The sequence below is a fragment of the Pseudomonas sp. NPDC090592 genome (assembly GCF_044769185.1).
Taxonomy (GTDB): domain Bacteria; phylum Pseudomonadota; class Gammaproteobacteria; order Pseudomonadales; family Pseudomonadaceae; genus Aquipseudomonas.
Window position 1 is genome coordinate 73,768 of sequence record NZ_JBIVXJ010000019.1, and the last position, 25,341, is coordinate 99,108.

The window sequence follows — 25,341 nt, forward strand, 5'->3', positions numbered from 1 at the left end:
TAAGTGAACGTTCCAGTCACATGCAGGCAGGATCTTGGTTATGTTTGATATTTACTTGCATTTTCCGAAACGCTCCTGACGTTGTAAAACGCGTGGAACTATGACCTACTATTAGTCTTGCTCATGCTCGGGACGCCGCCATGTCGGAACGGATTCAGGCCTTGCACGCCCTGCGTGCCTTCGAGGTGGCCTCTCGCTATGGCTCTTTTACCCGTGCGGCAGAGGAACTGGCCCTGACCCAGGGGGCCGTCAGCCATCACATCAAGACGCTCGAGGCCATGTTCGGCTGTGACCTGTTCGAACGCCGTGGGCCCAAGCTCAGCCTGACCGAGCACGGCCGGCTGCTGGCGCAAGAGCTCAAGGTTGGCTTCAAGATCATCGAAAATGCCTGCGCATTGCTGCGTCAGGACCGCTATGGCCTGCGCCTGAAAGCCCCGTCCACGCTCACGGTGCGCTGGCTGCTGCGGGCGCTGGACGCGTTCAAGAAGGCCGATGACAACTGCAGCGTGCAGCTGTCCAGCGTGTGGATGGACATCGACACCGTGGACTTCTATTCCGAGCCCTACGACTGCGCCATCCTGTTGGCCAGCGGGCGTTTCCCTGCTGATATCGAGAGCTTCAAGCTGTTCGATGAATGGCTGATCCCGGTGTGCCACCCCGATTACCTGCCGCAGGCGCAACCTGAACTGGCCGACCTGACCCGATGCGAATTCCTGCACCCGTCCCCCGACCGGCGTGACTGGCGGCGCTGGCTGGCACGCATGGATGCGCTGGACATCAGCATCGACCAGGGGCAGGTGTTCGACACCCTCGACCAGGGTATTTCGGCTGCCCAGCAAGGCTTGGGTATTTCAGTGGTCGACCTGGTCCTGGCCAGTGCCGATTTGGCGGCCGGGCGGCTGGTTACGCCGTTCAAGCACGCGGTGGCTACCGGCGACGGCTACTACATGACCTGGCTCAAGGCCAGCCCCAAGGCGCGGCAGATGCACAAGCTGCGCGACTTCCTGCTTGGCCAGGTACCACCGCTGGCCTACAAGGACATCAACTACCTGTACGGTTGAATACCCGGTCGAGCATGAAGTCGATGAACACCCGCAACTTCGGCGGCATTTGCCGCCCGGAAGGCCACAGCAGATAGAAGCTGCCGCGCCGCTCCATGAAGCTGTCGAGGACGGTGACCAGCGCGCCATTGCCCAGTTCGCGGCGCACGGTGAAGTCGGGCAGGCAGGTGATGCCGCGGTGGTTGACGGCAAAACAGACGCGCGTCTCGACATGGTTGCACACCATCGAAATGGGGATGTCGTAGGCCTGCTCGGGGTGCTCCTGGCGCAGCGGCCAGGTTTCCAGCTTGCCGTTGCTGGGGAAGCGGTAATGCAGGCAGGTGTGCGCCGCCAGGTCGCGTGGGTGCAGGGGCGTGCCACGTTCGCGCAGGTACTGCGGCGAGGCCACCAGGCGGTGCTGGAAGTGCCCCAGAAACTTGGCGTTGAGCCGCGAATCCACCGGCTGCCCGCCGCGCATCACCACATCAAAGCCTTCGCCAACGATATCCACCATGCGGTCGGAAAAGTCCAGGTCAAGTTCTACCTGCGGGTACATCGCCATGAACTCGGCCAGCGCCGGCATCACCAGTCCGGTAACTTGCGGCATGCTCACGCGCAGGCGGCCACGTGGGGTTTCGCTGGCCTGGGACAGTTCCTGCTCGGTGGCTTCGATTTCCGCCAGGATGCGCCTGCTGCGCTCAAGGAACAGCGTGCCTTCGGCAGTGAGGGTGATGCTGCGCGTGCTGCGGTGAAACAGGCGCACACCCAGGCGGTTTTCCAGCCGTGCCACGCGTTTGCCCACGGCCGAGGCACTGATGCCCAGCGACTGGCCGGCGGCGACGAAACTGCGGGTTTCGGCGACCCGGTTGAAGACCACGAAACCGCTGAGGCTGTCCATGCTGCGTTCCTGATTGCGGACATGGATGTCCGGGGTGAATGGCATTGTAACCGTCTTTTTCCGTAATGGCCTTGCCTTGCAGACTGTTCGCCTCGTTTCCTACTCAAGGCATTTGCAATGTCCCAGACATCCTCTCCACCCTTGCTGAACGCCAGCAGCGCACGCCTGCCTGTCAGCGGGCTACTGGCGCTGGCCATGACCGGCTTCATCGCCATCCTCAGCGAAACCCTGCCGGCGGGCTTGCTCGACCAGATCGCCGACGGCATGCACATCAGCCAGGCGATGGCGGGGCAATGGGTCACGGCCTATGCGCTGGGTTCTTTGTTGACGGCAATCCCGCTGGTGACCCTGACCCAGGGTTGGTATCGGCGCAAGGCGCTGTTGCTGGCGATCGTCGGCTTCGTGCTGTTCAACGGGCTGACGGCCTGGTCGACCTCCAACGGCCTGACCCTGGTGCTGCGCTTTTTCACCGGCGCTGCAGCCGGGCTGGCCTGGGGCCTGATCGCCGGGCACGCCCGGCGCATGGTGCCGGTAGCCCAGCAGGGCCGGGCCATGGCGTTGGCCATGCTGGGCCAGCCGATTGCCTTGTCGCTCGGGCTGCCGATCGCCACCTGGCTAGGCGCAGGGCTGGGCTGGCGCGCAACGTTCGTGGTGGTCACCCTGGTGGCGTTGCTGCTGGTGGCGTGGGTGCTGCGCTCGGTGCCGGAGTACCCGGGGCATGCCGCTGGCAAGCGCCCGGCGGCCATGCAGGTGTTGCGCACGCCGGGGGTGTTGGTCGTGCTGCTGGTGATCCTGAGCTGGATTCTTGGCCACAACATTCTTTACACCTACATTGTGCCGCTGCTGGCGGCGGCCGGCATGGCTGCGGACATTGGTCCGGTGTTGATGGTATTTGGCCTGTCGGCGCTGGCCGGCATCGGTCTGGTGGGGATGCTGGTCGACCGCCATTTGCGCAAGTTGGTGTTGCTGAGCCTGGCTGGTTTTGCCTTGGCCACACTGACCTTGGGGCAGGCATCGTCGTGGTGGGTGTATCTGAGCATTGCCTTGTGGGGTTTGACCTACGGTGGTGCACCGACTCTGCTGCAGACGGCCTGTGCCGATGCGGCGGGCGAGGGCGGGGATGTGGCGCAATCGATGCTGGTGACTGTCTGGAACAGCGCTATTGCCCTGGGTGGGATCATTGGCGGATTGCTGCTGGGCGGGGTAGGGGTGGAGGGCTTTGGCGGGGTGGTACTGGTGTTGATCGCAGTGGCCTGGCTGCTGGCGTGTGTCGGGCGGCGGAGCGGGTTTGTGGCAGCGAGGCGTCAGGCATAAGGTATGGGGCGCCTGTGAGATCGAGCGCCGCCCGCGCGGCGCTCGGTCTCACAGGCGCTAGAGCTCTCATGCCAAGCACAAGGTAGAATTACCCTCTCTACAGAAATTTCAGAGGTCGACGCAGTGGAGTTGCAGCAGGGCTTTGTCCTGACCCGTCATTGGCATGACACGCCCGAAGGCACCTGCGTGGAGTTCTGGCTGGCAACCGATCAGGGGCCACGGCTACTGCGCCTGGCGCCGCAGGTTTCGGTGGCGTTCATCCCGCAGACCCATGAGGCACATGCGCGGGTGTTGCTGGCCAACGAGTCCGGCGTCGAGCTGCGGCCACTGCGCCTGAAGGACTTCGACCAGCGCCCGGTACTGGGGTTGTATTGCCGGCAGCACCGGCAACTGATGCAGCTGGAGCAGCGCATGCGCAGTGCCGGCATCGATGTATTCGAAGCCGATATCCGCCCGCCCGAGCGCTACCTGATGGAGCGCTTCATCACCGCCCCGGTGCAGTTCACCGGCCAACCTGACGCCCACGGCGTGCTCTGCGATGCCCAGCTCAAGCCTTCGCCAGGCTATCGCCCGCCGCTGCGCCTGGTGTCGCTGGACATCGAAACCAGCGAGCGGGGCGAACTGTATAGCATCGCCCTTGAAGGCTGTGGCCAGCGCCAGGTGTATATGCTTGGCCCGGCCAACGGCACCACCGATGGCCTCGATTTCGACCTGCACTACTGCGTTGACCGCGCCGCGCTGCTGGCCTGCCTCAACCAGTGGATGGCCGAGCACGACCCGGATGCAATCATCGGCTGGAACCTTGTCCAGTTCGACCTGCGCCTGTTGCATGAACACGCCAAAGCGCTGCAGGTGCCGTTGGCGCTGGGGCGTAAGGGTGCCCCGATGACCTTGCGCAGCCATGCCGGTGGCGGTCACGTGTTCGCCGATGCCCCGGGGCGGTTGTTGATTGACGGCATCGAGGCGCTGCGCTCGGCCACCTGGAGTTTCCCGTCGTTCAGCCTTGAGAGTGTTGCCCAGACCTTGCTGGGTGAAGGCAAGGCCATCGATACCCCCTACCAGCGCATGGACGAAATCAACCGGCGCTTTGCCGAGGACAAACCGGCCCTGGCGCGCTACAACCTCAAGGACTGCGAACTGGTCACGCGCATCTTTGCCCACACCCGGCTGCTCGAGTTCCTGCTGGAGCGGTCTTCGGTCACTGGCCTGGCGGTAGACCGCAGCGGCGGATCGGTCGCCGCCTTTTGCCACTTGTACATGCCACAGATGCACCGCGTGGGCTTTGTTGCCCCCAACCTTGGCAGCCGCCCGGAAGAAGCCAGCCCCGGTGGCTTCGTCATGGACTCGCGCCCTGGCCTGTACGACTCGGTGCTGGTGCTGGATTACAAAAGCCTGTACCCGTCGATCATTCGTACCTTCCTGATCGACCCGGTGGGGTTGGTGGAAGGCTTGCGTGTTGCCGATGACGAGCATTCGGTGGAAGGCTTTCGGGGAGGGCGCTTTTCGCGAACCCAGCATTGCCTGCCGGCCATCGTCGAGCGGGTATGGCAGGGCAGGGAAGCCGCCAAACGTGATGGTAACGCGGCGTTGTCGCAGGCACTGAAGATCATCATGAACGCGTTCTACGGTGTGCTGGGCTCCAGTGGTTGTCGCTTTTTCGACCCTCGGTTGGCCTCGTCCATCACCATGCGTGGGCACCAGATCATGCGCCAGACCAGGGCGCTGATCGAGGCCCGCGGCTTTGACGTGATCTATGGCGACACCGACTCCACCTTCGTCTGGCTCAAGGCGGCGCATGCCGAGGAAGACGCGACGCGCATCGGCCGCGAGCTGGTGGCCGAGGTCAATCAATGGTGGCAAAGCCATCTGCGCGAGACCATGAACCTGCAATGCGCGCTCGAACTGCAGTTCGAGGTGCATTACCGACGCTTCCTGATGCCCACCATCCGCGGCACCGACGAGGGCAGCAAAAAGCGCTATGCCGGGCTTGTGCAGCGGGCCGACGGCGCTGAGGAAATGGTGTACAAGGGCCTGGAGTCGGTGCGCACCGACTGGTCACCGCTGGCGCGGCAGTTCCAGCAGGAGCTTTACGGCCGTGTGTTTCGTGGTGAGCCTTACCGCGATTACCTGTGCGAGTACGTGCGGCGTACCTTGGCGGGCGAGCAGGACGATTTGCTGGTGTATCGCAAGCGTTTGCGTCGACCGTTGGCCGACTACCAGCGCAATGTACCGCCACATGTGCGCGCCGCACGCCTTGCCGACGCGTACAACAGGCAGCTGGAGCGCCCGTTGCAGTACCAGCGCGGGGGCTGGATCAGCTACGTGATCACCACGGCCGGCCCGGAACCGCTGGAAAACCTGCAGGCACCTATCGACTATGACCATTACATCAGCCGTCAGCTGCAACCGGTGGCAGATGCCATCCTGCCTTTCGTGGGTGACGACTTCACCCGCCTGATCGACCAGCAAATGCTGCTGTTCTGAACGGGTAGTAGATAGCTAGGCGTCGGCATGACGTGACAATGGGCAAACTCGCGCCTTCACGTCATCGCGGAGGCACAGATGCAGGGTAATTCCACTTCACAACCGACTACGGTCGATGCCCTTGCCATCGCGCAAGCCTGCCAGGACCACTACATTGCACAGCGCTTGCCAGCCTGGATGGCGAGGCTGAGCGTGGCCGAATACAGGCTCCTGAACCAGGCCCTGCCGCAATTGCTGGCCTGCCGTGAGGGCCTGGCGGCAGCGCTGGCGCGGCTACGTAACCTGGATGAGTTTACCCGGCCCTTGCTGCAGCAAGCGCTCGGTGCCCATGGCCCCCTCGACGTCGATTGCCTGTACTTTCGTCAGTGGTACTACTACACCTCGCCCACCGTAAGTTACATGACCGGTCGGCTTCCTGTTGCAGGCAGCGATTACTACGAAATCCCTCTGCTTGAAGCCGCGTTGGGCAACTTCACCGAAGAACAGCTGTATGGGCAGCCACGCAAGGATTGCCTGGTCGATGAGCTGGGCGCCACCCGTCCCGAGTTATCCGCACCACGCTTTGTCCGGTTGTGCCGGGCGCTGGATCTCGGCCAGAAGTACCAGGCGCATCTGGATTCCGTGCTGCAGCCAACAGTCAGGGGACTATTGGCTCGTCGACAACGCTACAGCATGCTGGTCGACGCCCTGCAGGCCAGGGCGCAGGGCGTGTTGAGCGCAGGGCAGTTGCAGTGGGTGGTGGAGTTCTGCGTTCAAGGCAGCCATGGCAAGCTCGAGGGGGCGCCGGTCAGGGTCCGGCAACTGGAGCTGTTCGGTTGCCGCATGCAGCAGATTGTGGTGCTGGATGTGGTTGATGAAGGCGTGTTTTACAACACCAGCGAACGCGTGTTGGTCTATGTGCCGGGTGACCCGCTGGGCCCCTGGAGCGTACGCAGCGACCTGGAGGATTACGCCCGCCGGGTGCTTGGTCAACGCCTGCGCAACGCTGACTACCGGCGTTTCTTCAAGCGCTTCGTGCGCCGTCGTGATAGCCAGCGGTTTTTCTCGGCTGTCAGTGAACGGCTCGATGACGTCACCGACTGGGCAACCAGGGACCTTGATGAGCAGACTTCTGCCTATGGCTTGCCGCTGTTCGAGCGCCTTGCTGATGACTGGATCGCCCGGATCAAGGACGATGCGGCCGTCATCGCCCCACCTGTAGCCCAGCTTGATCGCGAGGTCCAGGCTGAGCATGGCCGCCGCTTGCGTGCTGAAGGCTGGACGCTGTTGGGCATTGCAGGGATGTTTGTTCCAGGCATCGGCGCGGTGTTGTTGGGGGTAATGGCCTGGGAGCTGCTTGAGCAAACCTTCCAGGCGGTCGGCGACTGGCAACACAACGAGCGCAATGCAGCGCTGGCGCATCTGCTGACTGTAGGCAAAGGGTTGCTGGCTGTCGGTGCAACCGTTGCTGTAGTCGCTACGGCCCGACGTGCCTGGAGCGCGGTGGACAATCTGGTGCCGGCTCAGCTGCAAAGCGGTGAGGAAAAACTGTGGAACACAGACCTTGTGCCCTATCGCAGCGAAAGCCCGCCGAACACCGCAGCGATGGACGAGCAGGGCGTGCATCGCCTGGGCGAGCGCTGCTGGATCAGCATGGACGGCCACTGGTATGAAGTGACCTGGCGTAGCGCCGATGAACAGTGGCAATTGCTCCCTTACCAGGGCTACGCCCCGCTGCTACGCCATAATGGTGCCGGTGCGTGGCGGCTGTGGAGCGAGCAGCCTGCCGAGTGGGCTGACACACGCCAGCTGTTGCGCCGCCTGGGCAGGCCATACAGCGACCTTGATGATGTGCAGGTCGAACAGGCGCTGGCAATCCATGGTCTTGACGCGCAGCATGTGCGGGCATGGCATGTGTATGGTCGGCCGCCGGAAGCCGTGCTGGCGGACACCGTCGACCGCCTGTTGCTAGCTGGCCGAATCCGCACGCTGGTCAACCAGTTGCGCGAGGGGGTGGCCAGCGCCGACACTCAGTTGCTGGAGCGGGTCATGAGTCTTCCCCAGGCAGCTGGCAACAGTGGTTCGACGCTGGCCGACGTGGTGTGGGCCGGGCGGCGGGAGTTGCTGCAGGCATTGTACGAAGAACAGAACCCAGGCACGGCAATGGATCGCCCGTTACGTCGGGATTTCGCCAGCTTGCATCGCTTGGCGGCAGACGAGGTGCTGCGCGGTGCCAGTGAGGATGACTTGCAGAGCCTGCGCGAAAACGGGCGAGTGCCACTGTTCATGGCAGAGGCGGCCAGATTGCAGGTCGCGCGAATTCGAATGGCGCGGGTGTATGAGGCGCTGACTATCGATACACCGCAAAATCTCGAACTGGCGCGGGTGGTGCTGAGCCTACTGGTGCACGTGCCAGGGGCTGGCAGCCGCGCATGGCAATTGTTCGACGGTGATGCCAGCGAACCGCTGCTGACCATCGAGGGTGCTGGGCCAACGTTTGAACTGCTTCACCAGCAAGGGGTGTTTCGCTTGCGTGAGCATGGCCAGGCATCTGCCGGTGGTGCGGGCGAGCTGTTCGAGACCCTGGCGGCGGCCTATGACGCCAAAGCACAGGCGGTCATCGGCCAGGGTCAGGCTTTTGTGCCCGCACTGCGTCAGGCGTTGGCAACCGTTGCCAATGGCCAACGGCAGGCCGTGGTGCAAGTGCTGAGTGTGGACCGGCCGCGTGGGTCGTTTCTGGCGCCGCAACGGCTCGATGACGGCCGGGTTGGCTATCCCATGGCTGGCGGCAGACTATGGGCCGCGCTGGGGCGGCTCAGGCCAAGGGCACTTCAGGCAAGGCTTCGAGACCTGTACCCGGCGTTCAGCGATGAGCAGATCGGCCATTGGCTGGCGGCTGGCAACGCAACTGCCAGGTTGCACATGCTGGAGCAGCAATATGGACTGCTCAACACGCACCTTGGCAGGTGGGTGCGTGACGCCTTTCCGACACCGGAGCTGGTCGCCCGGCGTGAATTCAGAAAGGGCCTGATCGACTGCTGGCGCAGGCTTGTTCCGGAGCTTCAAGAGAATGCGGCAGTCGAGGACGGGCGCTTCATGCTGACCCAGAGCCGCAGCCGTTTACGGCTACTGCCTGTCCTGCCGGCGCAGGTGAGCTTTCCGCACGTCTCGATACTGGCCTTGCGCTCCATGCGCCTGGAGCAGATTCCTGACGAATTTCTGCAAGCGTTTCCCAACCTGCAAAACCTGGAAATTACCAACTGCCGGCTCAAGCGTCTGCCTTTGCCTCTGATGCTTGCCCAACGGTTGGAGGTGCTCGACCTGTCGGGCAACCAGATTGTTCTGGACGAAGGCCAGGCGTTGGTCCTGGCCGGTTGCCGCTCGCTGGTGTACCTGAACCTTTCGGACAACCCATTGCGCAGGGCATTTTCCATCTTCGCCATGACCGAGCTCAATGCCCTGCACCTGTCACGCACCCAGATGCCCGAATTTCCCTATGGGGTAATGGACGCAGCGCAATTGCACACGCTCGACCTGAGCGGTAACAGTATTTCAGCGCTGCCTGACGGTTTTCATCTGTCGCAACTGTGGGGCTCGGGCAGGGTGCAGCTTTCCGGTAATCTGCTGGCGGCTGCGCCGCAAGCGCTTTCAGCCTGGCATTGGGTTGACGCCAGCCGGGTGCCATACCGGTTGCGTTATCTGGATGTGTTGGCCGTTGAGCGTCGCGACGAAATGGCCGCGCTGTGGGTACATCTCGAGGCGGAGAATCATTCGGCCGAGTTTTTCAACACCCTGTCGGTGCTTACGGAGTCGGGAGCCTTCAAGTATTCGTCCACGGCAGCCGACCTTGCGGGTCGTGTTCTGCAGATGCTGGAAGCGATGAGTGAGGATGAGGCGCTGACGAAAGAGCTGTTCGAACATGCAGCGGCGACAGACTGCCAGGATAACGCCACGGTTCGCTTCGCCGACCTGGAACTGAGGGTAATGATAGCGCGTGCGCGACACGGACAGTTTGCTCGGCGGCCTGAGAAGGCATTGTTATGGCTCGGTGGTCGGATGTGGCGGTTGGCATTGCTGGACCAGATAGCGGCTGAGCATGCCCAGCGGGTGGGGGCAGGACACGAATCGATCGAATTTGCTTTGGCCTACCGGATCGCATTGCGCAAGTCTTTGAACTTGCCTGCCCAGCCAGGCGAAATGCTGTATGCAGGTATTCCAGCTCTCGCCATGCACGACGTAAGACTGGCCCGAGAAATTGTCCTGGCGAAACAGACCCGGGAAGGCTTTGCTCATTATATGTCGAGGCAGTGGTTCTGGCAGGACTACTTGCGGCAGCGTTTCCCTGTGCGGCTGCAGGTGCCGCCGGGCATGCATGAAGCACTGGAACGGTTGATGGCGTCAGGTAACCGGGACGAGCAGATCGCACGGTTGCAGATCAGCAATCAGCAACGTGAGCATGCGGTGCTGCTGCAGTTGACCCAGGAGGCACTGGACAGAAATGTAACCCCAGGGTTGTCCAGCTAGCTGTTCAGCCCTGTGCCACATCCGCTATCGCCAGCGGCTTTACGCTATGCTTTGACTGTGCGGCGCGGTTGGCACAGATGTCGTCGCCGGTCATGGTAATCCGAAGTTACCTTTGTGCCGAGCACGCCTGGGGCCGTTGGTTTAGGCTCCCGCGTCGGATCTTTCTCCATGATCTGTAGTCTTTGGTTTATCGAGAGAATAAGGAGATACGCATGCTCGTCCGGTCACTGACCCTCGCCACCTTGCTCGCCCTGACGGGCCCGTTGTATGCCGCCGACAGTGATGCGCCCCTGGCCAAGGAGCTGGGCAAGGCCAGGCCGCTGGTCATCATTGCCCCGAGCACCGCCGACCCGACCTTGCGCGGCTTGAACAAGGCGCTGGAAGACCCGGCCACCCAGGCGGCGTTCAAGGAGCGCAACCTGGTGCTGTACAGCGTCGCCAACATGATGGGCAAGCGCGAGGACAAGAACCTTGAGCAGCAGACCACCATGGCCTTGATTCGTGAGCTGAAGCTGGGCGCGAGCAAGGGGACAAAGGTGATTCTGGTGGGCAAGGACGGCGAGCGGCACATGCTCAAGGATGATGAAAGCGGTGAGGCCATCGACCCGCAGGCCATTCTCAAGGCCGTCGATGAGTTGCCCGCCAGCGAAAAAGCCGTGACGGCGCCCGAGCCGGTGGCGGCGGCAGCAGCGGAACCCAAGGCCAAGGATGCCAAACCGGCCAAGCCTGCCAAACCGGCTGCACCGCCAAAACCGCTGGAAGACTGATCATACGCACTGGCCCCGGTTTACCCGGGGCCGTGTATCTCACTGTATCCAGCCACACTGCAGAACCATTGCCATACAAATCCGCGGCCTGCGCGATACAACCACGACATAGCGCGACGGCTTAATGGCTCCACTTTCCAACGACAGTGGAGCAACACCATGACTCAAGTACGAAATACCCTTGGCCTGCTTGGCGCCGCCCTGATCGGCAGCATGGCCTTGAGCACCAGCGCGTTTGCCGTTGAGCCGTTGGCCCAGGGCTACCAGTTGGCTTCGGCCAAGGTGGCGGCCGAGGGCAAGTGTGGTGAGGGCAAGTGCGGCGGTAGCGGCAAGGCCACCCAGAGCGAAGGTAAATGCGGCGAGGGCAAGTGCGGTGCCAGCGCCAAAGCCGGGGCCGAGGGCAAATGTGGCGAAGGCAAGTGTGGCGACGCCTCGTTCGCCAGGACTGACAGCAACCACGACGGCAAAGTCTCGCGGGATGAGTTTTTGGCGGTGGCCAAGGACCGTGCCGGCGATTTCGACAAGATTGACAGCAACCACGATGGCTTCATCTCTGAACAGGAAGCGGCAGATCACCTGAAGGCGATCTACCAGGCCAATGGCAAGGCCATGCCCGAAGGGCTGTTCAGCCACCTGGCCGGTAAATCCTGACCGTTATCCCTTGAAACGACACAACGCCCCTCCTGCTGGTCAGGTGGGGCGTTGTGCCTGTTGGAGACTTGATGATGCTTGCTACGATTTTGAATACAGGGCTTGGCCTGCGCCGCGGTCTGTTGCCCGAATTGCTGGCCATGGACGCCGGTGCAGTGGACTTTCTTGAATGCGCGCCGGAAAACTGGATAGCGGTTGGCGGTGCCTACGGCAAGGGCCTGGCCCAGTTGGCCGAGCGTTTTCCCATCACCTGCCACGGGCTGTCGTTGTCGCTGGGTGGCAGCGCACCGCTGGACCGGCATTTCCTTGACCAGACCCGCCAGTTTCTCGATCGCCACCAGGTGCGCTTGTACAGCGAGCACTTGAGCTATTGCAGCGATGACGGGCACCTGTACGACCTGATGCCCATCCCGTTCACCGACGAGGCCGTGCACCATGTGGCCGCGCGCATACGGCAGGCACAGGCACACCTGGAGCGGCGCATTGCCGTGGAGAACATCAGCTACTACGCCGCGCCTTACCAGGCCATGAGCGAGCTCGAGTTCATCAGGGCGGTACTGGACGAAGCGGATTGCGACCTGCTGCTGGACGTCAACAACGTGTTCGTCAATGCCTGCAACCACGGGTATGACGCCAAGGCTTTTCTTGAGGGCTTGCCCACGGCGAGGGTTACCGGCATGCACGTGGCCGGGCATTACGACGAAGCAGCGGACCTGAAGGTGGATACCCATGGGGCGCCGGTCAGGGAAGATGTGTGGGCGTTGTACGCCGTCGCCTGTGCGCGCTTTGGCGTGCAGCCGACGGTGCTTGAACGTGACTTCAACTACCCGCCGCTGGCCGAGCTGTTGGCCGAGACGGCGCGTATCCGCAGCGTGCAGCTGGCTTCGGGAGGGCAAGTACATGAATGAGACCCTGCGCGAACAGCAATACACCTTGGCCCGTCACCTGCGCGACCCACAGCACAATGCCCCGCCGCCCGGCGTGGAGGCGCGGCGCCTGAAGGTTTACCGTGAGTTGTTCTATGGTGCCATCGAAGGCTTGCTGGCCGGCAGCTTCCCGGTGATGCGACAGGCGTTGGGGGAACAGCGTTGGCATGCCCGTGTGCATGACTTCTATGCCAACTACCGCAGCCAGACCCCTTTGTTTACCGAGGTAGCCGAAGCGTTTGTCGATTATCTGCAAGGCGTCGAACTGGATGCACCTTGGCAGCTGGAACTGGCGCACTACGAGTGGGTCGAGGCGCAGTTGTTCCTGAGCGATGCCGAGGACCCCGCCCACGATCCTGCCGGCGATTTGCTGGAGGGGGTACCGCTGTTGTCCTGTGTGGCACGGGTGCTGGCTTACGCGTGGCCGGTGGAGCGCATCGGGGCGGAATATCAGCCCACGGTTGCACCCGCGTCGCCGACCTTGCTGCTGGTATATCGCGATGCCGCGCTGACGGTGCGCTTTGCGCGACTGGCGCCGATGGCTTATCGGTTGCTGACGCTGGAACAGGGCAACGGGCGGGCGAGGCTGGAGGTGTTGGGAGGGGATGTGCAGCAGGGCCTGGCATTGCTGGAGGGGTTGCGTGGGCAAGGCATCATTGTGGGTACAGCTTGAGGGGATTGGGGCGCTTTGCGCCCCATTGGCATTACCTGCTGAACCGCACCCTCAGCCATTGATCCACACTCAACCGCCCAGCCCCTTTGAGCAGCAGTGGCAACAACGCCACCAGGTAGATCAGCGGCAACTTGAAGTTGCCAAAGCCTTGGTCGGTAATGGCATACCCTTGGGCCAGCTCGGCCAGGCTTGACCAGTGTGCCGGCCAGTGCACTGCGGCAATCGCCACCACGGTCACCACCATCAGGCCCAGTGATGCCAGCCGGGTTCCCAGCCCCAGCAACAGCAACAGTGGCAGCACCAGCTCCGCCCACATCGACAGCTGCCAGTTCAGCTCCGCAGGCAGGTGGTTGAAAGGGAATGGAAAGCTGCCTTGCAGGTCGGCGAACCAGTTGTTGCCGTTGAGCTTCTCAAGGCCGGATTCGAAAAACTCCCAGGCCAGGAACAGCCGCAGCGGCAAGTCGGCGCTCCAGGTGCCGACGTGGTCGAAGGTAGTCAGGGTACGGGTCAAGGTGATCATGTCGGTGTTCTCTCTCAGGGCAGGATTTCAGGTAAGTGCACGGGCACCGCGGCGTTGCTGGCGGGCCAGTTTGGCGGTGAGCTTGACGGTGATGGCGCTGAACATCAGGGCGAACGCCAACGGGTACCAGCCGCCCATGGGGATGCGCTTGTAGAACGACAGGCAGAACACGGCCGCCAACACCCACATGCCGGTGCTGTGCAGGGCTTGCCAGGTACGGCTGCCCAACAAACGCATGGGGGCCTTGAACGAGGTGACGGTGAGCAGCACGAGGAACAGATAGCCGATGCTGCCGGGCAGGCTGGAAGTGAGCGTGCGGCCGGCCCAGAACAGTTCGGGGAATTGCTGGGCGTAGCGGTAGATCAGCAGGCCATGCACGGTGTGCGAGAAGGCGAACGCCAGACCCAGGTAGCGCCGTTGCTGAAGGACATGGCGAGTGACGGTGCCCGGCAGCAAGGTAACCAGTGATGAAGCCAGGAAGGCCAACAGGAACAGCGCGAAGGAACTGCGCGCAGTGGCGCGGATGGCGCTGCGCAGGCCGTCAGGGTCAGGCTGGCTGGCCAGGACCACGGCAGTCATGGCCAATGTCAGGCCGGCGAGGGTGGCGAACAGCTTCCAGCCGCTGGGCAAAGTGAGGGCTTTCATCAAGGGGGCTCCCGGTGTTTGAGGGTGTGACCGGGAGTGTGGGGGGGAGGGGTATCTGCAGTGTGTCCGGGGTGGTGGGGTTGTGTATCGGTTTGTAGTCACTGCCGTTTAGAAGCAACAGTCGTGCTCAAAACCTGAAAGGTTGCGCGACTTCTGTGGACTCAACTGCCTAGCTCATTTTTTAAAGTTGCCGCGATTCCTGTGGGAGATTGCCCAGCCCATTGGGCTGCGCTGTCGCGCAGAGAACTGATGCCGGGCGCACCGCGTACCCTGTGGGAGCGGGCGTGCCCGCGAAGAATCCAACGCGGTGCATGGCACCGGCTTTGCCGGTGTTCGCGGGCAAGCCCGCTCCCACAGGATCGTGCCTGCTTTTAGATTTTAAGCCAGGCAGTTGCTCCCAGAGGGTAATGCGATGCTTGTCGAAGGCTGTCACTGGAGTTCGATCTGGGCGCACAGGCCGCCGCTTTCGCGGTTGCTCAGGGTCAGCCGGCCGCCCATGGCGTGGATCAGTTGGTGGGCAATGGCCAGCCCCAGCCCGGTACCGCCGGTGCTGCGGTTACGCGAGCCTTCTACCCGGTAGAACGGCTTGAGCACTTCGTCCAGCTCGGCACCGGGGATACCAGGCCCGTTATCGAGTACGCGGATCACGGTCATGCCAGCTTCGCGGTACACGTGCAGTTCAGCGGCGCCGGCAAACTTGAGGGCGTTGTCCACCAGGTTCACCAGCACCCGGCGCAGGGCATGCGGGCGGGTTTCCAGCAGGCTGGCGGTGCTGCCATGGCGCTCCACCTGGGCGCCGCTGTCCTGGTAGTCGAACACCAGGCTGTCGAGGAAGGCATCGAGGTTGATCCGGCAGGGGGCTTCGGTGCTGGTGTCCATGCTGCGGGCATAGGCTACGCCTTCGCGCACCAGGTGCTCCATTTCACCCAGGTCGCTCCACAGCTTGTCCTTCTCGACCCCGTCGTCCATCACTTCGACACGCAGTTTCATGCGCGTGATCGGCGTTTGCAGGTCGTGGGAAATGGCCGCCAGCAATTGCATACGTTCCTTGAGGTGGGCAGCGATGCGCGCTTGCAGGGCGTTGAAGGCCACCGCCGCGTAACGCACCTCGCGCGGGCCGCTTTCGTCCAGTTGCACGCCTGGTTTGTCCGGGTCGAGGTTGTCCACTGCCTGTGCCAGGCGGGTAAGGGGCCCAATGGCCAGGCGCACCGCCAGCCAGGTGCACAGCAACAGCACGGCCAACTGGATCAGCAGCACCACGGGCAGCCAGCGTGCCACCGGCACGGGCGACGGGGTCACGTCGATGGTCAGCGGTGCACCGTCGGCCAGGCTCAGGTGCGCCTGGAAGTGAGCGTTCGGGCCGGGGATATCCTGGAAGGTCAGGCGGTAGTCGCTGCCAATGGCCTTGACGATGGATTCGGCAGCCATGGGCGGGTCACTGCTGGGCATGGCTTCGCCTGGCAGGCCTTGGTCCAGGCGGTAGCGGTAGGTGCGCCGTTCCAGGCGCGGCAGCCAGGCGGTGCGTTCGGCCGCGGGCAGGCGGTCAAGGATGGCTACCGAGGTGGCCACGTCCTGCTCCAGGTTGCTGAGCATCATCGAGCGGCTGCTGATATAGCGTTCGTAGGCCTGCAGGCCGAACGACAGGCCGTACGCCAGCACCAGGCCGGTGAAGAAGATCAGCCCCAGGCGCGAGGCCAGCGTGCGTGGCCACTTCATGATGGCGACTCCAGCAGTTGCACCGGCAACGAGAACACGTAGCCCTCGCTGCGCACGGTCTTGATGCAACTGGGTTCGCGGGCGTCGTCACCCAGGCGTTGGCGCAGGCGGCTGACCAGCAGGTCGATGGAGCGGTCGAAGATGTCCGCCTCGCGGCCTTGGGTCAGGTTGAGCAACTGCTCCCGGCTGAGCACCCGCTGCGGGTGGTCGAGAAACACCCGCAACAGGCGGTACTCGGCGCCGCTCAGCGCCACCAGGGTACCTTCGCTGTCGAGCAGGTGGCGTGCGGTGGTGTCCAGCCGCCACTGGCCGAAGCGGAGCAGGCGGCTGCTTTCGCTGATGGTGAGGTTGGGCGGCAACATGCGCGTGCGGCGCAGCACGGCATTGATACGGGCGAGCAGTTCGCGTGCCGAGAACGGCTTGGTGAGGTAGTCGTCAGCGCCCATTTCCAGGCCGATGATACGGTCGGTTTCATCGTTGCGGGCGGTCAGCATCAACACCGGCGTATTGCGGTGCTTGCCGGCGCGCAGTTCGCGGCACAGCAGCAAGCCATCGTCGCCGGGCATCATGATGTCGAGGACGATCAGGTCGACGCTGTTGGCTTCGAGGAAGGCACGCATCTGCCGGCCGTCGGCGACAATGCTGGTGCGCAGGCCGTTCTTCTTCAGGTAATTGCCTACCAGCTCGCGGATTTCGCGGTCGTCGTCGACGACCAGGATGTGATCGACGTGTTCCATGCGCAGCGTTCCTGTGTAAGTGGGGTTGGCGCAGTGTACCGAGCGCGTTGGCGCTTGCCTGCGGGGTTTTGTATTGCAGTGTATCTGGCGCAGGCAGAGATACAGGAGGACGCACATCACAGTGTCGGGCGACACATATGGGATACCTGGCGGGCGTGAAATGGCTCTCGACCGGGGAGCACGACTTCCCACACCCAAGTGTTACTCAGGAGAGATGCCATGAACGTTAAAACCTTCGCCAGTGCCAGCCTGTTCGCCGTGCTCAGCTTCGGCGCCATTGCCGCCCAGGCCGCCACCGCACCCATGGCGGGTGCTGGTGCCATGCAGTACCACTATGGTGAACACCTGGATGTGAAGAAAGTATTGTCGGTGCAGGATGACCAGAGCAACGCCTGCGGCCTGGTAAACACCCGCATGGATTACCTGGATTCCAACGGCCAGCCGCAGAGTGTGCAGTATCGCACCTACGCCACCGGCGGTTGCCATGAGAATTGATCGGCGCTTGTTGTTGAAGGTAGGTGGCATTGCCCTGGCCCTGACCGGCCTGGGGCTGGCCAGCCACCTGATGGCCCGTGACAGCTATGGCGCCATGCCATCGCTGTCAGGTGCAACCCAGTGGCTGAATTCCGCACCACTGGACGCCCCGGGGCTCAAGGGCAAGGTGGTGCTGGTGGACTTCTGGACCTGGGACTGTATCAACTGCCAGCGCAGCCTGCCGCACGTGAACGATTGGGCGCGGCGTTATGCCGACCAGGGGCTGGTGGTGGTCGGGGTGCATACGCCGGAGTACGACTACGAGCACGATGTGGGTACCTTGCGGGACAAGGTAGCCAGGTTGGGGATTGCATACCCGGTGGCGGTGGACAACGACCACAAGGTGTGGAATGCCTGGGGCAACCAGTTCTGGCCGGCGCATTACTTTGTCGACCGCAAGGGGCAGGTGCGCCATGTGCATTTTGGCGAGGGGGACTATGGGGGGCAGGAGCAGGTGATACAGGCTTTGCTGGATGAGAAAGGGTGATGCCTTGTGCCGGCCTCTTCGCGGGCAAGCCCGCTCCCACACAGACAGTGCAATCAGTGAAGTTTGCGCTGTACCTGTGGGAGATTCTATGGTTTATGGCAATGGCATCAGGGTTGCCAGGTGCTCGCCACGGCATCTTCAGCGCCTGTGAGACCGAGCGCCGCGCGGGCGGCGCTCGGTCTCAAGAACGCAGCATATCTTGTGGCCAACACCTGTCAGCCCTGATGCGATCTCTGTGGGAGCGGGCATGCCCGCGAAAAAGCCAACATTCGTCTATCAGGTAAAGCTGGCAAAATGCGCCTGCATCCGCACCGCATCCGCCTGCCGCCCGCTGAACAGCTCGAACGCCTTCACCGCCTGGAACACCGCCATGTTGCTGCCATCCAGCGTGCGGCAACCCAATGCCCGGGCCGCGCGCAGCAGTTCGGTCTCCAGCGGGAAGTAAATGATCTCCGCCACCCACAAGCGCGCATGCAACAGTTCCACCGGCAGCGGTGTACCCGGCAGCTTGGCCATGCCCACTGGCGTGGTGTTCACCAGCCCGTCGGCCTCGGCCAAGGCTGTGGCCAGGTCGGTGCCGACAACCGCACGCCCGGCACCGAAATGGGTGTTCAGGTTATCCACCAAAGCCTGCGCGCGGGCTGCATCCACTTCGAACAGCACCAGTCGCTCGACACCTTCACCCAGCAGGGCATGGGCCACGGCCGAACCTGCCCCACCGGCACCCATCTGCACCACCTGGCGCCGTGCCACGTCGGGCAGGCCACGGCGCAAGCCTTCGGCAAAGCCCAGGCAGTCGGTGTTGTGGCCGACCCGCTTGCCGTCCTTGAGCACCACGGTGTTTACCGCGCCGATACCGCGTGCTTCGTCCGACAGCTCGTCGAGCAGCGGCAGGATCGCCTGCTTGAACGGGTAGGTGATGTTGAGGCCAGTGAAGCCGGTGTGCTGCGCGGCATCGAGCAGCCCGGGCAAGGCGCTGTCGTCGAGTTGCAGCGCGTCGGCGTCGATCAACCGGTACAGGTAGCGAAGGGCCTGGGCGTCACCTTCATGCTCATGCAAGGCAGGGGTGCGCGACAGCTGGATGCCACGGCCAATCAGGCCGGCAAGGATGGCTTGCTGGCTCATGCAAGGCGCTCCTGGAACAGTTCGGCAAAGTGGCTGAGGGCCATGCGGTAGCCATGGCTGCCCAGGCCGCAGATCACGCCCACGGCGATGGAGGAGACGAACGACAGGTGGCGGAACGGTTCGCGCTTGTGCACGTTGGACAAGTGCACCTCGATGACCGGCAGTTCGCTGGCCACCAGGGCGTCACGGATGGCCACCGAAGTGTGGGTCCAGGCGCCGGGGTTGATCACGATACCGGCGCAGCGGTTGCGGGCGGCGTGGATCCAGTCGATCAGTTCGCCTTCGTGGTTGGTCTGGCGGAATTCGATTTCCATGCCCTGGGAATGGGCAGTGTCGGCACAGCTTCGGGCCAGGTCTGCAAGGGTTTCATGGCCGTATTGGGCAGGCTCGCGGGTGCCCAGCATGTTCAGGTTAGGGCCGTTGAGCACAAGAATAAGGGGCTTCATGACGGGCATCGCTTTGTTGTTGTTGGTTGTGCGTAGTTTTGTACTGACTGGTTAGTTTCGTCAATTGGACTAGATCGTCGCACCGGGAAAGTGGGCGATTATCGAACACCGCAAAACCTTACAAAATTGTAATTTCCCCGACACCGCCCCGATAAGCACGGCTTTCTACAGTCCCTCGCCTACATGCGTCGACGAGGACTTGTTCGTGCCCATCCCCCGCAACATCGCCTTGCTCTGCCTGTTGCTGGCCAGCGCCACCAGCGCCCAGGCCAGCCAGAGCCTGAGCCTGCCCCAGGCGCTTGCCGCCGCCTTTGCCCAGAACCCGGAGCTGGCCGCCGCAGGTCGTGAGTTGGGCATCGCCGACGGCGAGCGGCGCCAGGCCGGCTTGGTACCCAACCCTGAGCTGTCCTGGGAGGTCGAGGACACCCGCCGTAGCACCAGCACCACCACCGTCACCCTTAGCCAGCCGCTGGAGCTGGGCGGCAAGCGTGGCGCACGTATCGCCGTAGCCGGCAGCGGCCAGGCGATTGCCCAGCTCGACCTGGAGCGCCAGCGCAATGCCCTGCGTGCCGATGTGGTGCAGGCCTTCCACACTGCCCTGCGCGCACAGACCGCACTGGAGCTGGCGCAGCAGTCGCAGGCCTTGACCGAGCGCGGGCTACGGGTGGTACAGGGTCGTGTCACAGCTGGTCAGTCATCGCCTGTCGAGGCCACCCGTGCCCACGTACAACTTGCCCAGGCCCAGGCCGAGGTGCGGCGGGCGCAAACCCAACGCAGCGTGGCCTATCAGGCCTTGGCTCGCTTGACCGGCAGCCCGCTGGCAGCGTTCGACCAGTTGCAGGCGGCCAACCTTTCACCAGGCGTCGCGCCCAGTGCCGACAGCTTGCTCGGCCAGGTCGAACAAACGGCCGAATGGCGCCTGGCTGCCGCCCAGGTCGAGCGTGGCGATGCCACTTTGGGGTCGGAAAAGGCCCAGCGAATTCCCGACCTCACCGTCAGCCTTGGTAGCCAGTACAGCCGCGAAGACCGGGAGCGGGTCAACGTGGTTGGCCTGTCGATGCCCTTGCCGCTGTTCGACCGCAACCAGGGCAATGTGCTGGCCGCCGCACGCCGTGCCGACCAGGCGCGTGACCTGCGCAACGCCGTGGAGTTACGCCTGCGCAGCGACACCCGTAGCGCCATCAGCCAATGGCAGACAGCCATGCACGAGGTGGACACCTACGACTGCACCATCCTGCCGTCTGCACAGCAGGCCGTGGACACCGCCACCCGCGGTTTCGAAATGGGCAAGTTCGCTTTTCTCGATGTACTCGACGCCCAGCGCACGCTGATCGAGGCCCGTGGGCTGTATCTGCAAGCGCTGGCTTCGGCGACCGACGCACGGGCGCAGGTCGAGCGGATTTACGGCGACCTCGATGGCCTGGGCAGCAACTTGAACAGCAGGAGCAACAATGACTAACCCACGCAAAATAGCCCTTCTGGTCGCCGCCATGGCTGCGCTTGGCCTTGGTGGCCTGGCCTGGACCGGCAACCTCGGCCAGGCGTCGAAGGCTGAAGCCCGGCATGACGATCACGGCGAAGACAGCCATGACCATGGCGCGGAGAAGGCCGCCGAAGGTCACGAAGATGAGGGGCATGGCGAAGAACAGGGCCAGTTGCACCTGTCCATTGCCCAGGTCGAAGCTGCCGGTGTGCAACTGGCTGCCGCCGGCCCGCGGGAACTGGGTACCGCCATCAGCTTTCCGGGGGAAATCCGCTTCGACGAAGACCGCACTGCCCATGTCGTGCCCCGGGTGCCCGGCGTGGTAGAGGCCGTACAGGCTGAGCTGGGCCAGTCGGTCAAGCGCGGCCAGGTACTGGCGGTGATCGCCAGCCAGCAGATCTCGGACCTGCGCAGCGAACAGCAGGCCGCTCAGCGCCGCCTGGAACTGGCGCGCCTGACGTTCCAGCGCGAGCAGCAGCTGTGGCAGGAACGCATCAGCGCCGAGCAGGATTACCTGCAGGCGCGCCAGGCGTTGCAGGAGGCCGAAATTGCCTTGGCCAACGCCCGGCAGAAAGTCGCCGCCGTGGGCCCGGCCGGTGCCGGCAATCGTTACGAGTTGCGCGCGCCCTTTGATGCCGTGGTGGTGGAGAAGCACCTGACGGTGGGCGAGGTGGTCGATGAGACCAGCAATGCGTTCACCCTGTCGGACCTGAGCCGGGTCTGGGCCACCTTTGCTGTCGCCCCGCGTGACCTGGACAAGGTGGTCACCGGGCGCAAGGTCACCGTCAGCGCGCCGGACCTGGGTGCCCAGGTCGAGGGCAAGGTCAACTACGTCGGCAGCCTGCTCGGCGAGCAGAACCGGGCCGCCACCGTGCGCGCCACACTGGCCAACCCCAACGGCGCCTGGCGCCCCGGGCTGTTCGTCAATGTTGCAGTCAGTGTCGAGCGCTTCAATGCCGCCGTGGTGGTGCCGCAAAGCGCCCTGCAAACCTGGGAGGAACAGACGGTGGTGTTTGCCCGCACCGAGCAAGGCTTCGAGGCCCGCCCGGTAAAGGCCGGCCGCCGCGATGCCGGCCAGGTGGAAATCATCAGCGGCCTGGCCGCCGGTACCCAGGTGGCCGCCGCTGGCAGCTTTGTCCTCAAGTCGGAACTGGGCAAGGGCTCGGCCGAGCACAGCCATTGATCACGGGGGCACCTGCATGTTCGAACGCCTGATCCAATTCGCCATCGAGCAGCGCCTGGTGGTGATGCTGGCCGTGGTCCTGATGGCCGCGGTGGGTATCCACAGCTACCAGAAACTGCCGATCGACGCTGTACCGGACATCACCAACGTCCAGGTGCAGATCAACACCTCTGCGCCCGGTTATTCGCCGCTGGAGACCGAGCAACGCATCACCTTCGCCATCGAGACTGCCATGGCCGGCCTGCCTGGGCTGAAGCAGACCCGTTCGCTGTCGCGCTCGGGCCTGTCGCAGGTCACGGTAATCTTCGATGACGGCACCGGCCTGTTCTTCGCCCGTCAGCTGGTCAACGAGCGCCTGCAAGTGGCCCGCGAGCAATTGCCCGAAGGGATCGAAGCGGGCATGGGGCCGATTTCCACCGGTTTGGGCGAGATCTTCCTGTGGACCGTGGAAGCCGAACAGGGCGCCCTGAAGGAGGACGGCACGCCCTACACGCCGACCGACCTGCGGGTGATCCAGGACTGGATCATCAAGCCGCAGTTGCGCAATGTGCCAGGGGTGGCCGAAGTGAACAGCATCGGTGGCCACGCCAAACAATACCTGATTGCACCGGAGCCCAAGCGGCTGGCGGCCTACAAGCTTACCCTCAACGACCTGATCGCGGCGCTGGAGCGCAACAACGCCAACGTGGGTGCCGGTTACATCGAGCGTAACGGCGAGCAGTTGCTGATCCGGGCGCCGGGCCAGGTAGCCTCGGCCGAAGACATCGCCAATATCGTCATATCCAGCGTCGACGGCACGCCGATCCGCGTCAGCCATGTGGCCGAGGTTGGCCTGGGCGAAGAGCTGCGTTCGGGTGCGGCCACCGAGAATGGCCGGGAAGTGGTGCTGGGCACGGTGTTCATGCTGATTGGCGAGAACAGCCGCACAGTGTCCCAGGCAGTTGCCGCCGAACTGGTCGAGATCAACCGCAACCTGCCCAAGGGTGTGGTGGCGGTGACGGTGTACGACCGCACCAACCTGGTGGAAAAAGCCATCGCCACGGTGAAGAAGAACCTGGTCGAAGGCGCCATCCTGGTCATCGCTGTGCTGTTCCTGTTCCTGGGTAACATCCGTGCCGCACTGATCACCGCCATGGTCATCCCGTTGTCGATGCTGTTCACCTTTACCGGCATGTTCAGCAACAAGGTCAGTGCCAACCTGATGAGCCTGGGGGCGCTGGACTTCGGCATCATTGTCGACGGTGCCGTGGTCATCGTGGAAAACGCCATCCGCCGCCTGGCCCACGCCCAGCAACGCCATGGCCGCATGCTCACCCGCAGCGAGCGCTTCCATGAAGTGTTTGCCGCAGCCCGCGAGGCGCGCCGGCCGCTGATCTACGGGCAGCTGATCATCATGGTGGTGTACCTGCCGATCTTTGCCCTGACCGGGGTCGAGGGCAAGATGTTCCACCCCATGGCCTTTACCGTGGTCATGGCCCTGCTGGGGGCGATGATCCTCTCGGTCACCTTCGTGCCGGCGGCCATCGCCCTGTTCGTCACCGGCAAGGTCAAGGAAGAAGAAGGCCTGCTGATGCGCACGGCGCGCCAGCGCTATGCCCCGGTGCTGGCCTGGGTGCTGGGCCGGCGCAAGCTGGCGTTTGCCGCGGCGGCCACCCTGGTGCTGCTGTCCGGGGTAATGGCCAGCCGCATGGGCAGCGAGTTCATCCCCAGCCTCAGCGAGGACGACTTTGCCTTGCAGGCGTTGCGCGTACCGGGTACCAGCCTGTCGCAGTCGGTGGACATGCAGCAGCGCCTGGAGCGGGCGATCATCGCCCAGGTGCCGGAAGTGGAGCGGGTGTTTGCGCGTACCGGCACCGCCGAGATCGCCTCCGACCCGATGCCGCCGAACATTTCCGATGCCTACGTGATGCTGCGCCCGCACGAGCAATGGGCGGACCCGGGCAAGCCGCGTGAGGAACTGATCGCCGAGGTTCAACGTGCGGCGGCCAGCGTACCGGGCAGCAACCACGAGTTGTCGCAGCCTATCCAGTTGCGCTTCAACGAGCTGATTTCCGGGGTGCGCAGCGATGTGGCGGTGAAGTTGTTCGGTGATGACATGGACGTGCTCAACCGCACCGCCGCGCAGATCGCCGGCAGCTTGCAAGGGGTAGCGGGTGCGTCCGAGGTGAAGGTCGAGCAGACCACCGGCCTGCCGGTGCTGACCATCGATATCGACCGCGACAAGGCGGCCCGTCACGGCCTGAACGTGGGCGATGTGCAGGACGCCATCGCGATTGCAGTGGGGGGCCGCACGGCAGGCACGCTGTATGAAGGCGACCGCCGTTTCGACATGGTGGTGCGCCTGCCCGAAACCTTGCGTACCGATGTGGACGGGTTGGGCAGCCTGCTGATTCCGGTACCGGCCAGTGCCGCTGCGGGCGCTGCGCAAATCGGCTTTATCCCGCTGTCGCAGGTGGCCACGTTGAACCTGCAACTGGGGCCTAACCAGGTCAGCCGCGAAGATGGCAAGCGGGTGGTGGTGGTCAGTGCCAACGTGCGAGGGCGTGACCTGGGCTCGTTCGTGAAGGATGCCGAACAGACGCTGATAAAGCAGGTGCAGATTCCACCGGGTTACTGGACCCGCTGGGGTGGGCAGTTCGAGCAGTTGCAGTCGGCGGCCGAGCGTTTGCAGGTGGTAGTGCCGGTGGCCTTGCTGCTGGTCATGGCGCTGTTGCTGATGATGTTCAACAACCTCAAGGATGGCTTGCTGGTGTTCACCGGTATTCCGTTTGCCCTGACAGGCGGGGTGCTGGCGCTGTGGTTGCGGGATATTCCACTGTCCATTTCTGCGGGGGTGGGGTTTATTGCCTTGTCGGGGGTGGCGGTGCTCAACGGGCTGGTGATGATTGCCTTTATCCGCAGCCTGCGCGAGGAAGGGCGCCCGCTGCGGGTGGCGGTTGAGGAAGGTGCGCTGACGCGCTTGCGGCCGGTGCTGATGACGGCGCTGGTGGCTTCGCTGGGGTTCATTCCGATGGCGTTGGCGACCGGGACCGGGGCTGAGGTGCAGCGGCCGCTGGCGACGGTGGTGATTGGCGGGATTCTGTCATCTACCGCATTGACGTTGCTGGTGTTGCCGGCGTTGTATCAGTGGGCGTATCGGCGCGAGGAGGTGCAGGAGGGCTGACATCCTGGGGCCGCTGTGCGGCCCATCGCAGGCAAGCCAGCTCCCA

General features: G+C 63.6%; 20 protein-coding genes. 13 read left to right on the forward strand and 7 right to left on the reverse strand.

From position 1 onward, the window contains the following. Positions 1–140 precede the first annotated feature (140 nt). Positions 141–1,061: a LysR substrate-binding domain-containing protein gene (locus tag ACIQUI_RS17995; RefSeq protein WP_403201049.1), complete on the forward strand. Its 921-nt coding sequence runs from the start codon at positions 141–143 to the stop codon at positions 1,059–1,061. Here the strand turns inward: ACIQUI_RS17995 and ACIQUI_RS18000 are convergent. After that, positions 1,042–1,938, reverse strand: coding sequence for a LysR family transcriptional regulator (locus ACIQUI_RS18000; RefSeq protein WP_403201052.1), 897 nt, complete (start codon positions 1,936–1,938; stop codon positions 1,042–1,044). The genes ACIQUI_RS17995 and ACIQUI_RS18000 overlap by 20 nt on opposite strands. Before the next feature lie 117 nt (positions 1,939–2,055). Between ACIQUI_RS18000 and ACIQUI_RS18005 the strand changes: the two genes are divergently transcribed. The 7 genes from ACIQUI_RS18005 (at position 2,056) to ACIQUI_RS18035 (ending at position 13,256) form a co-directional block, all read left to right on the forward strand. Beyond that, positions 2,056–3,252: an MFS transporter gene (locus ACIQUI_RS18005; RefSeq protein WP_403201054.1), complete on the forward strand. Its 1,197-nt coding sequence runs from the start codon at positions 2,056–2,058 to the stop codon at positions 3,250–3,252. Between the two features lie 123 nt (positions 3,253–3,375). After that, on the forward strand, positions 3,376–5,736 hold the full coding sequence (locus tag ACIQUI_RS18010) for a DNA polymerase II (protein ID WP_403201057.1): 2,361 nt from the start codon (positions 3,376–3,378) through the stop codon (positions 5,734–5,736). Between the two features lie 78 nt (positions 5,737–5,814). Beyond that, positions 5,815–10,239 carry an NEL-type E3 ubiquitin ligase domain-containing protein gene (locus ACIQUI_RS18015; RefSeq protein WP_403201059.1) on the forward strand — a complete coding sequence of 1,475 codons (4,425 nt, stop codon included), beginning with the start codon at positions 5,815–5,817 and terminating at the stop codon, positions 10,237–10,239. A gap of 212 nt (positions 10,240–10,451) precedes the next feature. Beyond that, complete coding sequence (locus tag ACIQUI_RS18020; protein WP_403201062.1) at positions 10,452–11,006, forward strand: DUF4174 domain-containing protein; 555 nt, start codon at positions 10,452–10,454, stop codon at positions 11,004–11,006. A gap of 159 nt (positions 11,007–11,165) precedes the next feature. Beyond that, on the forward strand, positions 11,166–11,657 hold the full coding sequence (locus ACIQUI_RS18025; protein ID WP_403201064.1) for an EF-hand domain-containing protein: 492 nt from the start codon (positions 11,166–11,168) through the stop codon (positions 11,655–11,657). A 74-nt stretch (positions 11,658–11,731) separates the two neighbouring features. Further along, positions 11,732–12,565, forward strand: a complete 834-nt coding sequence (locus ACIQUI_RS18030) for a DUF692 domain-containing protein (protein WP_403201066.1) — start codon at positions 11,732–11,734, stop codon at positions 12,563–12,565. Further along, positions 12,558–13,256: a DUF2063 domain-containing protein gene (locus ACIQUI_RS18035; protein WP_403201069.1), complete on the forward strand. Its 699-nt coding sequence runs from the start codon at positions 12,558–12,560 to the stop codon at positions 13,254–13,256. Before ACIQUI_RS18030 ends, ACIQUI_RS18035 begins: the two co-directional genes overlap by 8 nt. Before the next feature lie 31 nt (positions 13,257–13,287). On the opposite strand, the gene ACIQUI_RS18040 is transcribed toward ACIQUI_RS18035, so the two are convergent. The 4 genes from ACIQUI_RS18040 to ACIQUI_RS18055 all read right to left on the reverse strand — a co-directional run bounded on the left by ACIQUI_RS18040 (position 13,288) and on the right by ACIQUI_RS18055 (position 16,874). After that, positions 13,288–13,776, reverse strand: a complete 489-nt coding sequence (locus ACIQUI_RS18040) for a DoxX family protein (protein ID WP_403201071.1) — start codon at positions 13,774–13,776, stop codon at positions 13,288–13,290. Positions 13,777–13,803: 27 nt separating this feature from the next. Further along, on the reverse strand, positions 13,804–14,421 hold the full coding sequence (locus tag ACIQUI_RS18045; protein WP_403201074.1) for a ferric reductase-like transmembrane domain-containing protein: 618 nt from the start codon (positions 14,419–14,421) through the stop codon (positions 13,804–13,806). Positions 14,422–14,850: 429 nt separating this feature from the next. Beyond that, positions 14,851–16,137 carry a sensor histidine kinase gene (locus ACIQUI_RS18050; RefSeq protein WP_403201077.1) on the reverse strand — a complete coding sequence of 429 codons (1,287 nt, stop codon included), beginning with the start codon at positions 16,135–16,137 and terminating at the stop codon, positions 14,851–14,853. Then, positions 16,134–16,874 carry a response regulator gene (locus ACIQUI_RS18055; protein WP_403201079.1) on the reverse strand — a complete coding sequence of 247 codons (741 nt, stop codon included), beginning with the start codon at positions 16,872–16,874 and terminating at the stop codon, positions 16,134–16,136. Before ACIQUI_RS18055 ends, ACIQUI_RS18050 begins: the two co-directional genes overlap by 4 nt. A gap of 219 nt (positions 16,875–17,093) precedes the next feature. Between ACIQUI_RS18055 and ACIQUI_RS18060 the strand changes: the two genes are divergently transcribed. Further along, the gene (locus ACIQUI_RS18060; protein WP_403201082.1) at positions 17,094–17,369 is read left to right on the forward strand and encodes a DUF2790 domain-containing protein; all 276 of its coding nucleotides are present in this window, start codon (positions 17,094–17,096) and stop codon (positions 17,367–17,369) included. After that, a complete protein-coding gene (locus ACIQUI_RS18065; RefSeq protein ID WP_403201085.1) occupies positions 17,359–17,895 on the forward strand; it encodes a thioredoxin family protein in 537 nt (178 codons plus the stop codon). The genes ACIQUI_RS18060 and ACIQUI_RS18065 overlap by 11 nt, the downstream gene beginning before the upstream one ends. A gap of 276 nt (positions 17,896–18,171) precedes the next feature. Here ACIQUI_RS18065 and ACIQUI_RS18070 read toward each other — a convergent pair whose 3' ends face one another. Together ACIQUI_RS18070 and aroQ are read right to left on the reverse strand one after the other, a co-directional pair. After that, positions 18,172–19,020, reverse strand: coding sequence for a shikimate dehydrogenase (locus ACIQUI_RS18070; RefSeq protein ID WP_403201087.1), 849 nt, complete (start codon positions 19,018–19,020; stop codon positions 18,172–18,174). Beyond that, positions 19,017–19,466 carry a type II 3-dehydroquinate dehydratase gene (gene aroQ, locus ACIQUI_RS18075; protein ID WP_403201090.1) on the reverse strand — a complete coding sequence of 150 codons (450 nt, stop codon included), beginning with the start codon at positions 19,464–19,466 and terminating at the stop codon, positions 19,017–19,019. The genes ACIQUI_RS18070 and aroQ overlap by 4 nt, the downstream gene beginning before the upstream one ends. Positions 19,467–19,671: 205 nt before the next feature. Here aroQ and ACIQUI_RS18080 point away from each other — a divergent pair, with 205 nt between their 5' ends. From ACIQUI_RS18080 to ACIQUI_RS18090, 3 genes are read left to right on the forward strand one after another with little or no spacing between them, the layout of a single operon-like run. Next, positions 19,672–20,925, forward strand: a complete 1,254-nt coding sequence (locus ACIQUI_RS18080) for a TolC family protein (RefSeq protein WP_403201093.1) — start codon at positions 19,672–19,674, stop codon at positions 20,923–20,925. Further along, a complete protein-coding gene (locus tag ACIQUI_RS18085; RefSeq protein ID WP_403201096.1) occupies positions 20,918–22,132 on the forward strand; it encodes an efflux RND transporter periplasmic adaptor subunit in 1,215 nt (404 codons plus the stop codon). Before ACIQUI_RS18080 ends, ACIQUI_RS18085 begins: the two co-directional genes overlap by 8 nt. A 16-nt stretch (positions 22,133–22,148) precedes the next feature. Then, on the forward strand, positions 22,149–25,295 hold the full coding sequence (locus ACIQUI_RS18090) for an efflux RND transporter permease subunit (RefSeq protein ID WP_403201099.1): 3,147 nt from the start codon (positions 22,149–22,151) through the stop codon (positions 25,293–25,295). The last annotated feature ends 46 nt before the right edge of the window (positions 25,296–25,341 follow it).

What these genes read in the sequence shown, in the direction of transcription:
- ACIQUI_RS17995 (WP_403201049.1), top strand. Translation starts at nt 141, where the DNA reads ATGTCGGAACGGATTCAGGCCTTGCACGCCCTGCGTGCCTTCGAGGTG.
- ACIQUI_RS18000 (WP_403201052.1), bottom strand. Translation starts at nt 1,938, where the DNA reads ATGGACAGCCTCAGCGGTTTCGTGGTCTTCAACCGGGTCGCCGAAACC.
- ACIQUI_RS18005 (WP_403201054.1), top strand. Translation starts at nt 2,056, where the DNA reads ATGTCCCAGACATCCTCTCCACCCTTGCTGAACGCCAGCAGCGCACGC.
- ACIQUI_RS18015 (WP_403201059.1), top strand. Translation starts at nt 5,815, where the DNA reads ATGCAGGGTAATTCCACTTCACAACCGACTACGGTCGATGCCCTTGCC.
- ACIQUI_RS18020 (WP_403201062.1), top strand. Translation starts at nt 10,452, where the DNA reads ATGCTCGTCCGGTCACTGACCCTCGCCACCTTGCTCGCCCTGACGGGC.
- ACIQUI_RS18025 (WP_403201064.1), top strand. Translation starts at nt 11,166, where the DNA reads ATGACTCAAGTACGAAATACCCTTGGCCTGCTTGGCGCCGCCCTGATC.
- ACIQUI_RS18030 (WP_403201066.1), top strand. Translation starts at nt 11,732, where the DNA reads ATGCTTGCTACGATTTTGAATACAGGGCTTGGCCTGCGCCGCGGTCTG.
- ACIQUI_RS18035 (WP_403201069.1), top strand. Translation starts at nt 12,558, where the DNA reads ATGAATGAGACCCTGCGCGAACAGCAATACACCTTGGCCCGTCACCTG.
- ACIQUI_RS18040 (WP_403201071.1), bottom strand. Translation starts at nt 13,776, where the DNA reads ATGATCACCTTGACCCGTACCCTGACTACCTTCGACCACGTCGGCACC.
- ACIQUI_RS18045 (WP_403201074.1), bottom strand. Translation starts at nt 14,421, where the DNA reads ATGAAAGCCCTCACTTTGCCCAGCGGCTGGAAGCTGTTCGCCACCCTC.
- ACIQUI_RS18050 (WP_403201077.1), bottom strand. Translation starts at nt 16,137, where the DNA reads ATGAAGTGGCCACGCACGCTGGCCTCGCGCCTGGGGCTGATCTTCTTC.
- ACIQUI_RS18055 (WP_403201079.1), bottom strand. Translation starts at nt 16,874, where the DNA reads ATGGAACACGTCGATCACATCCTGGTCGTCGACGACGACCGCGAAATC.
- ACIQUI_RS18060 (WP_403201082.1), top strand. Translation starts at nt 17,094, where the DNA reads ATGAACGTTAAAACCTTCGCCAGTGCCAGCCTGTTCGCCGTGCTCAGC.
- ACIQUI_RS18065 (WP_403201085.1), top strand. Translation starts at nt 17,359, where the DNA reads ATGAGAATTGATCGGCGCTTGTTGTTGAAGGTAGGTGGCATTGCCCTG.
- ACIQUI_RS18070 (WP_403201087.1), bottom strand. Translation starts at nt 19,020, where the DNA reads ATGAGCCAGCAAGCCATCCTTGCCGGCCTGATTGGCCGTGGCATCCAG.
- aroQ (WP_403201090.1), bottom strand. Translation starts at nt 19,466, where the DNA reads ATGAAGCCCCTTATTCTTGTGCTCAACGGCCCTAACCTGAACATGCTG.
- ACIQUI_RS18085 (WP_403201096.1), top strand. Translation starts at nt 20,918, where the DNA reads ATGACTAACCCACGCAAAATAGCCCTTCTGGTCGCCGCCATGGCTGCG.
- ACIQUI_RS18090 (WP_403201099.1), top strand. Translation starts at nt 22,149, where the DNA reads ATGTTCGAACGCCTGATCCAATTCGCCATCGAGCAGCGCCTGGTGGTG.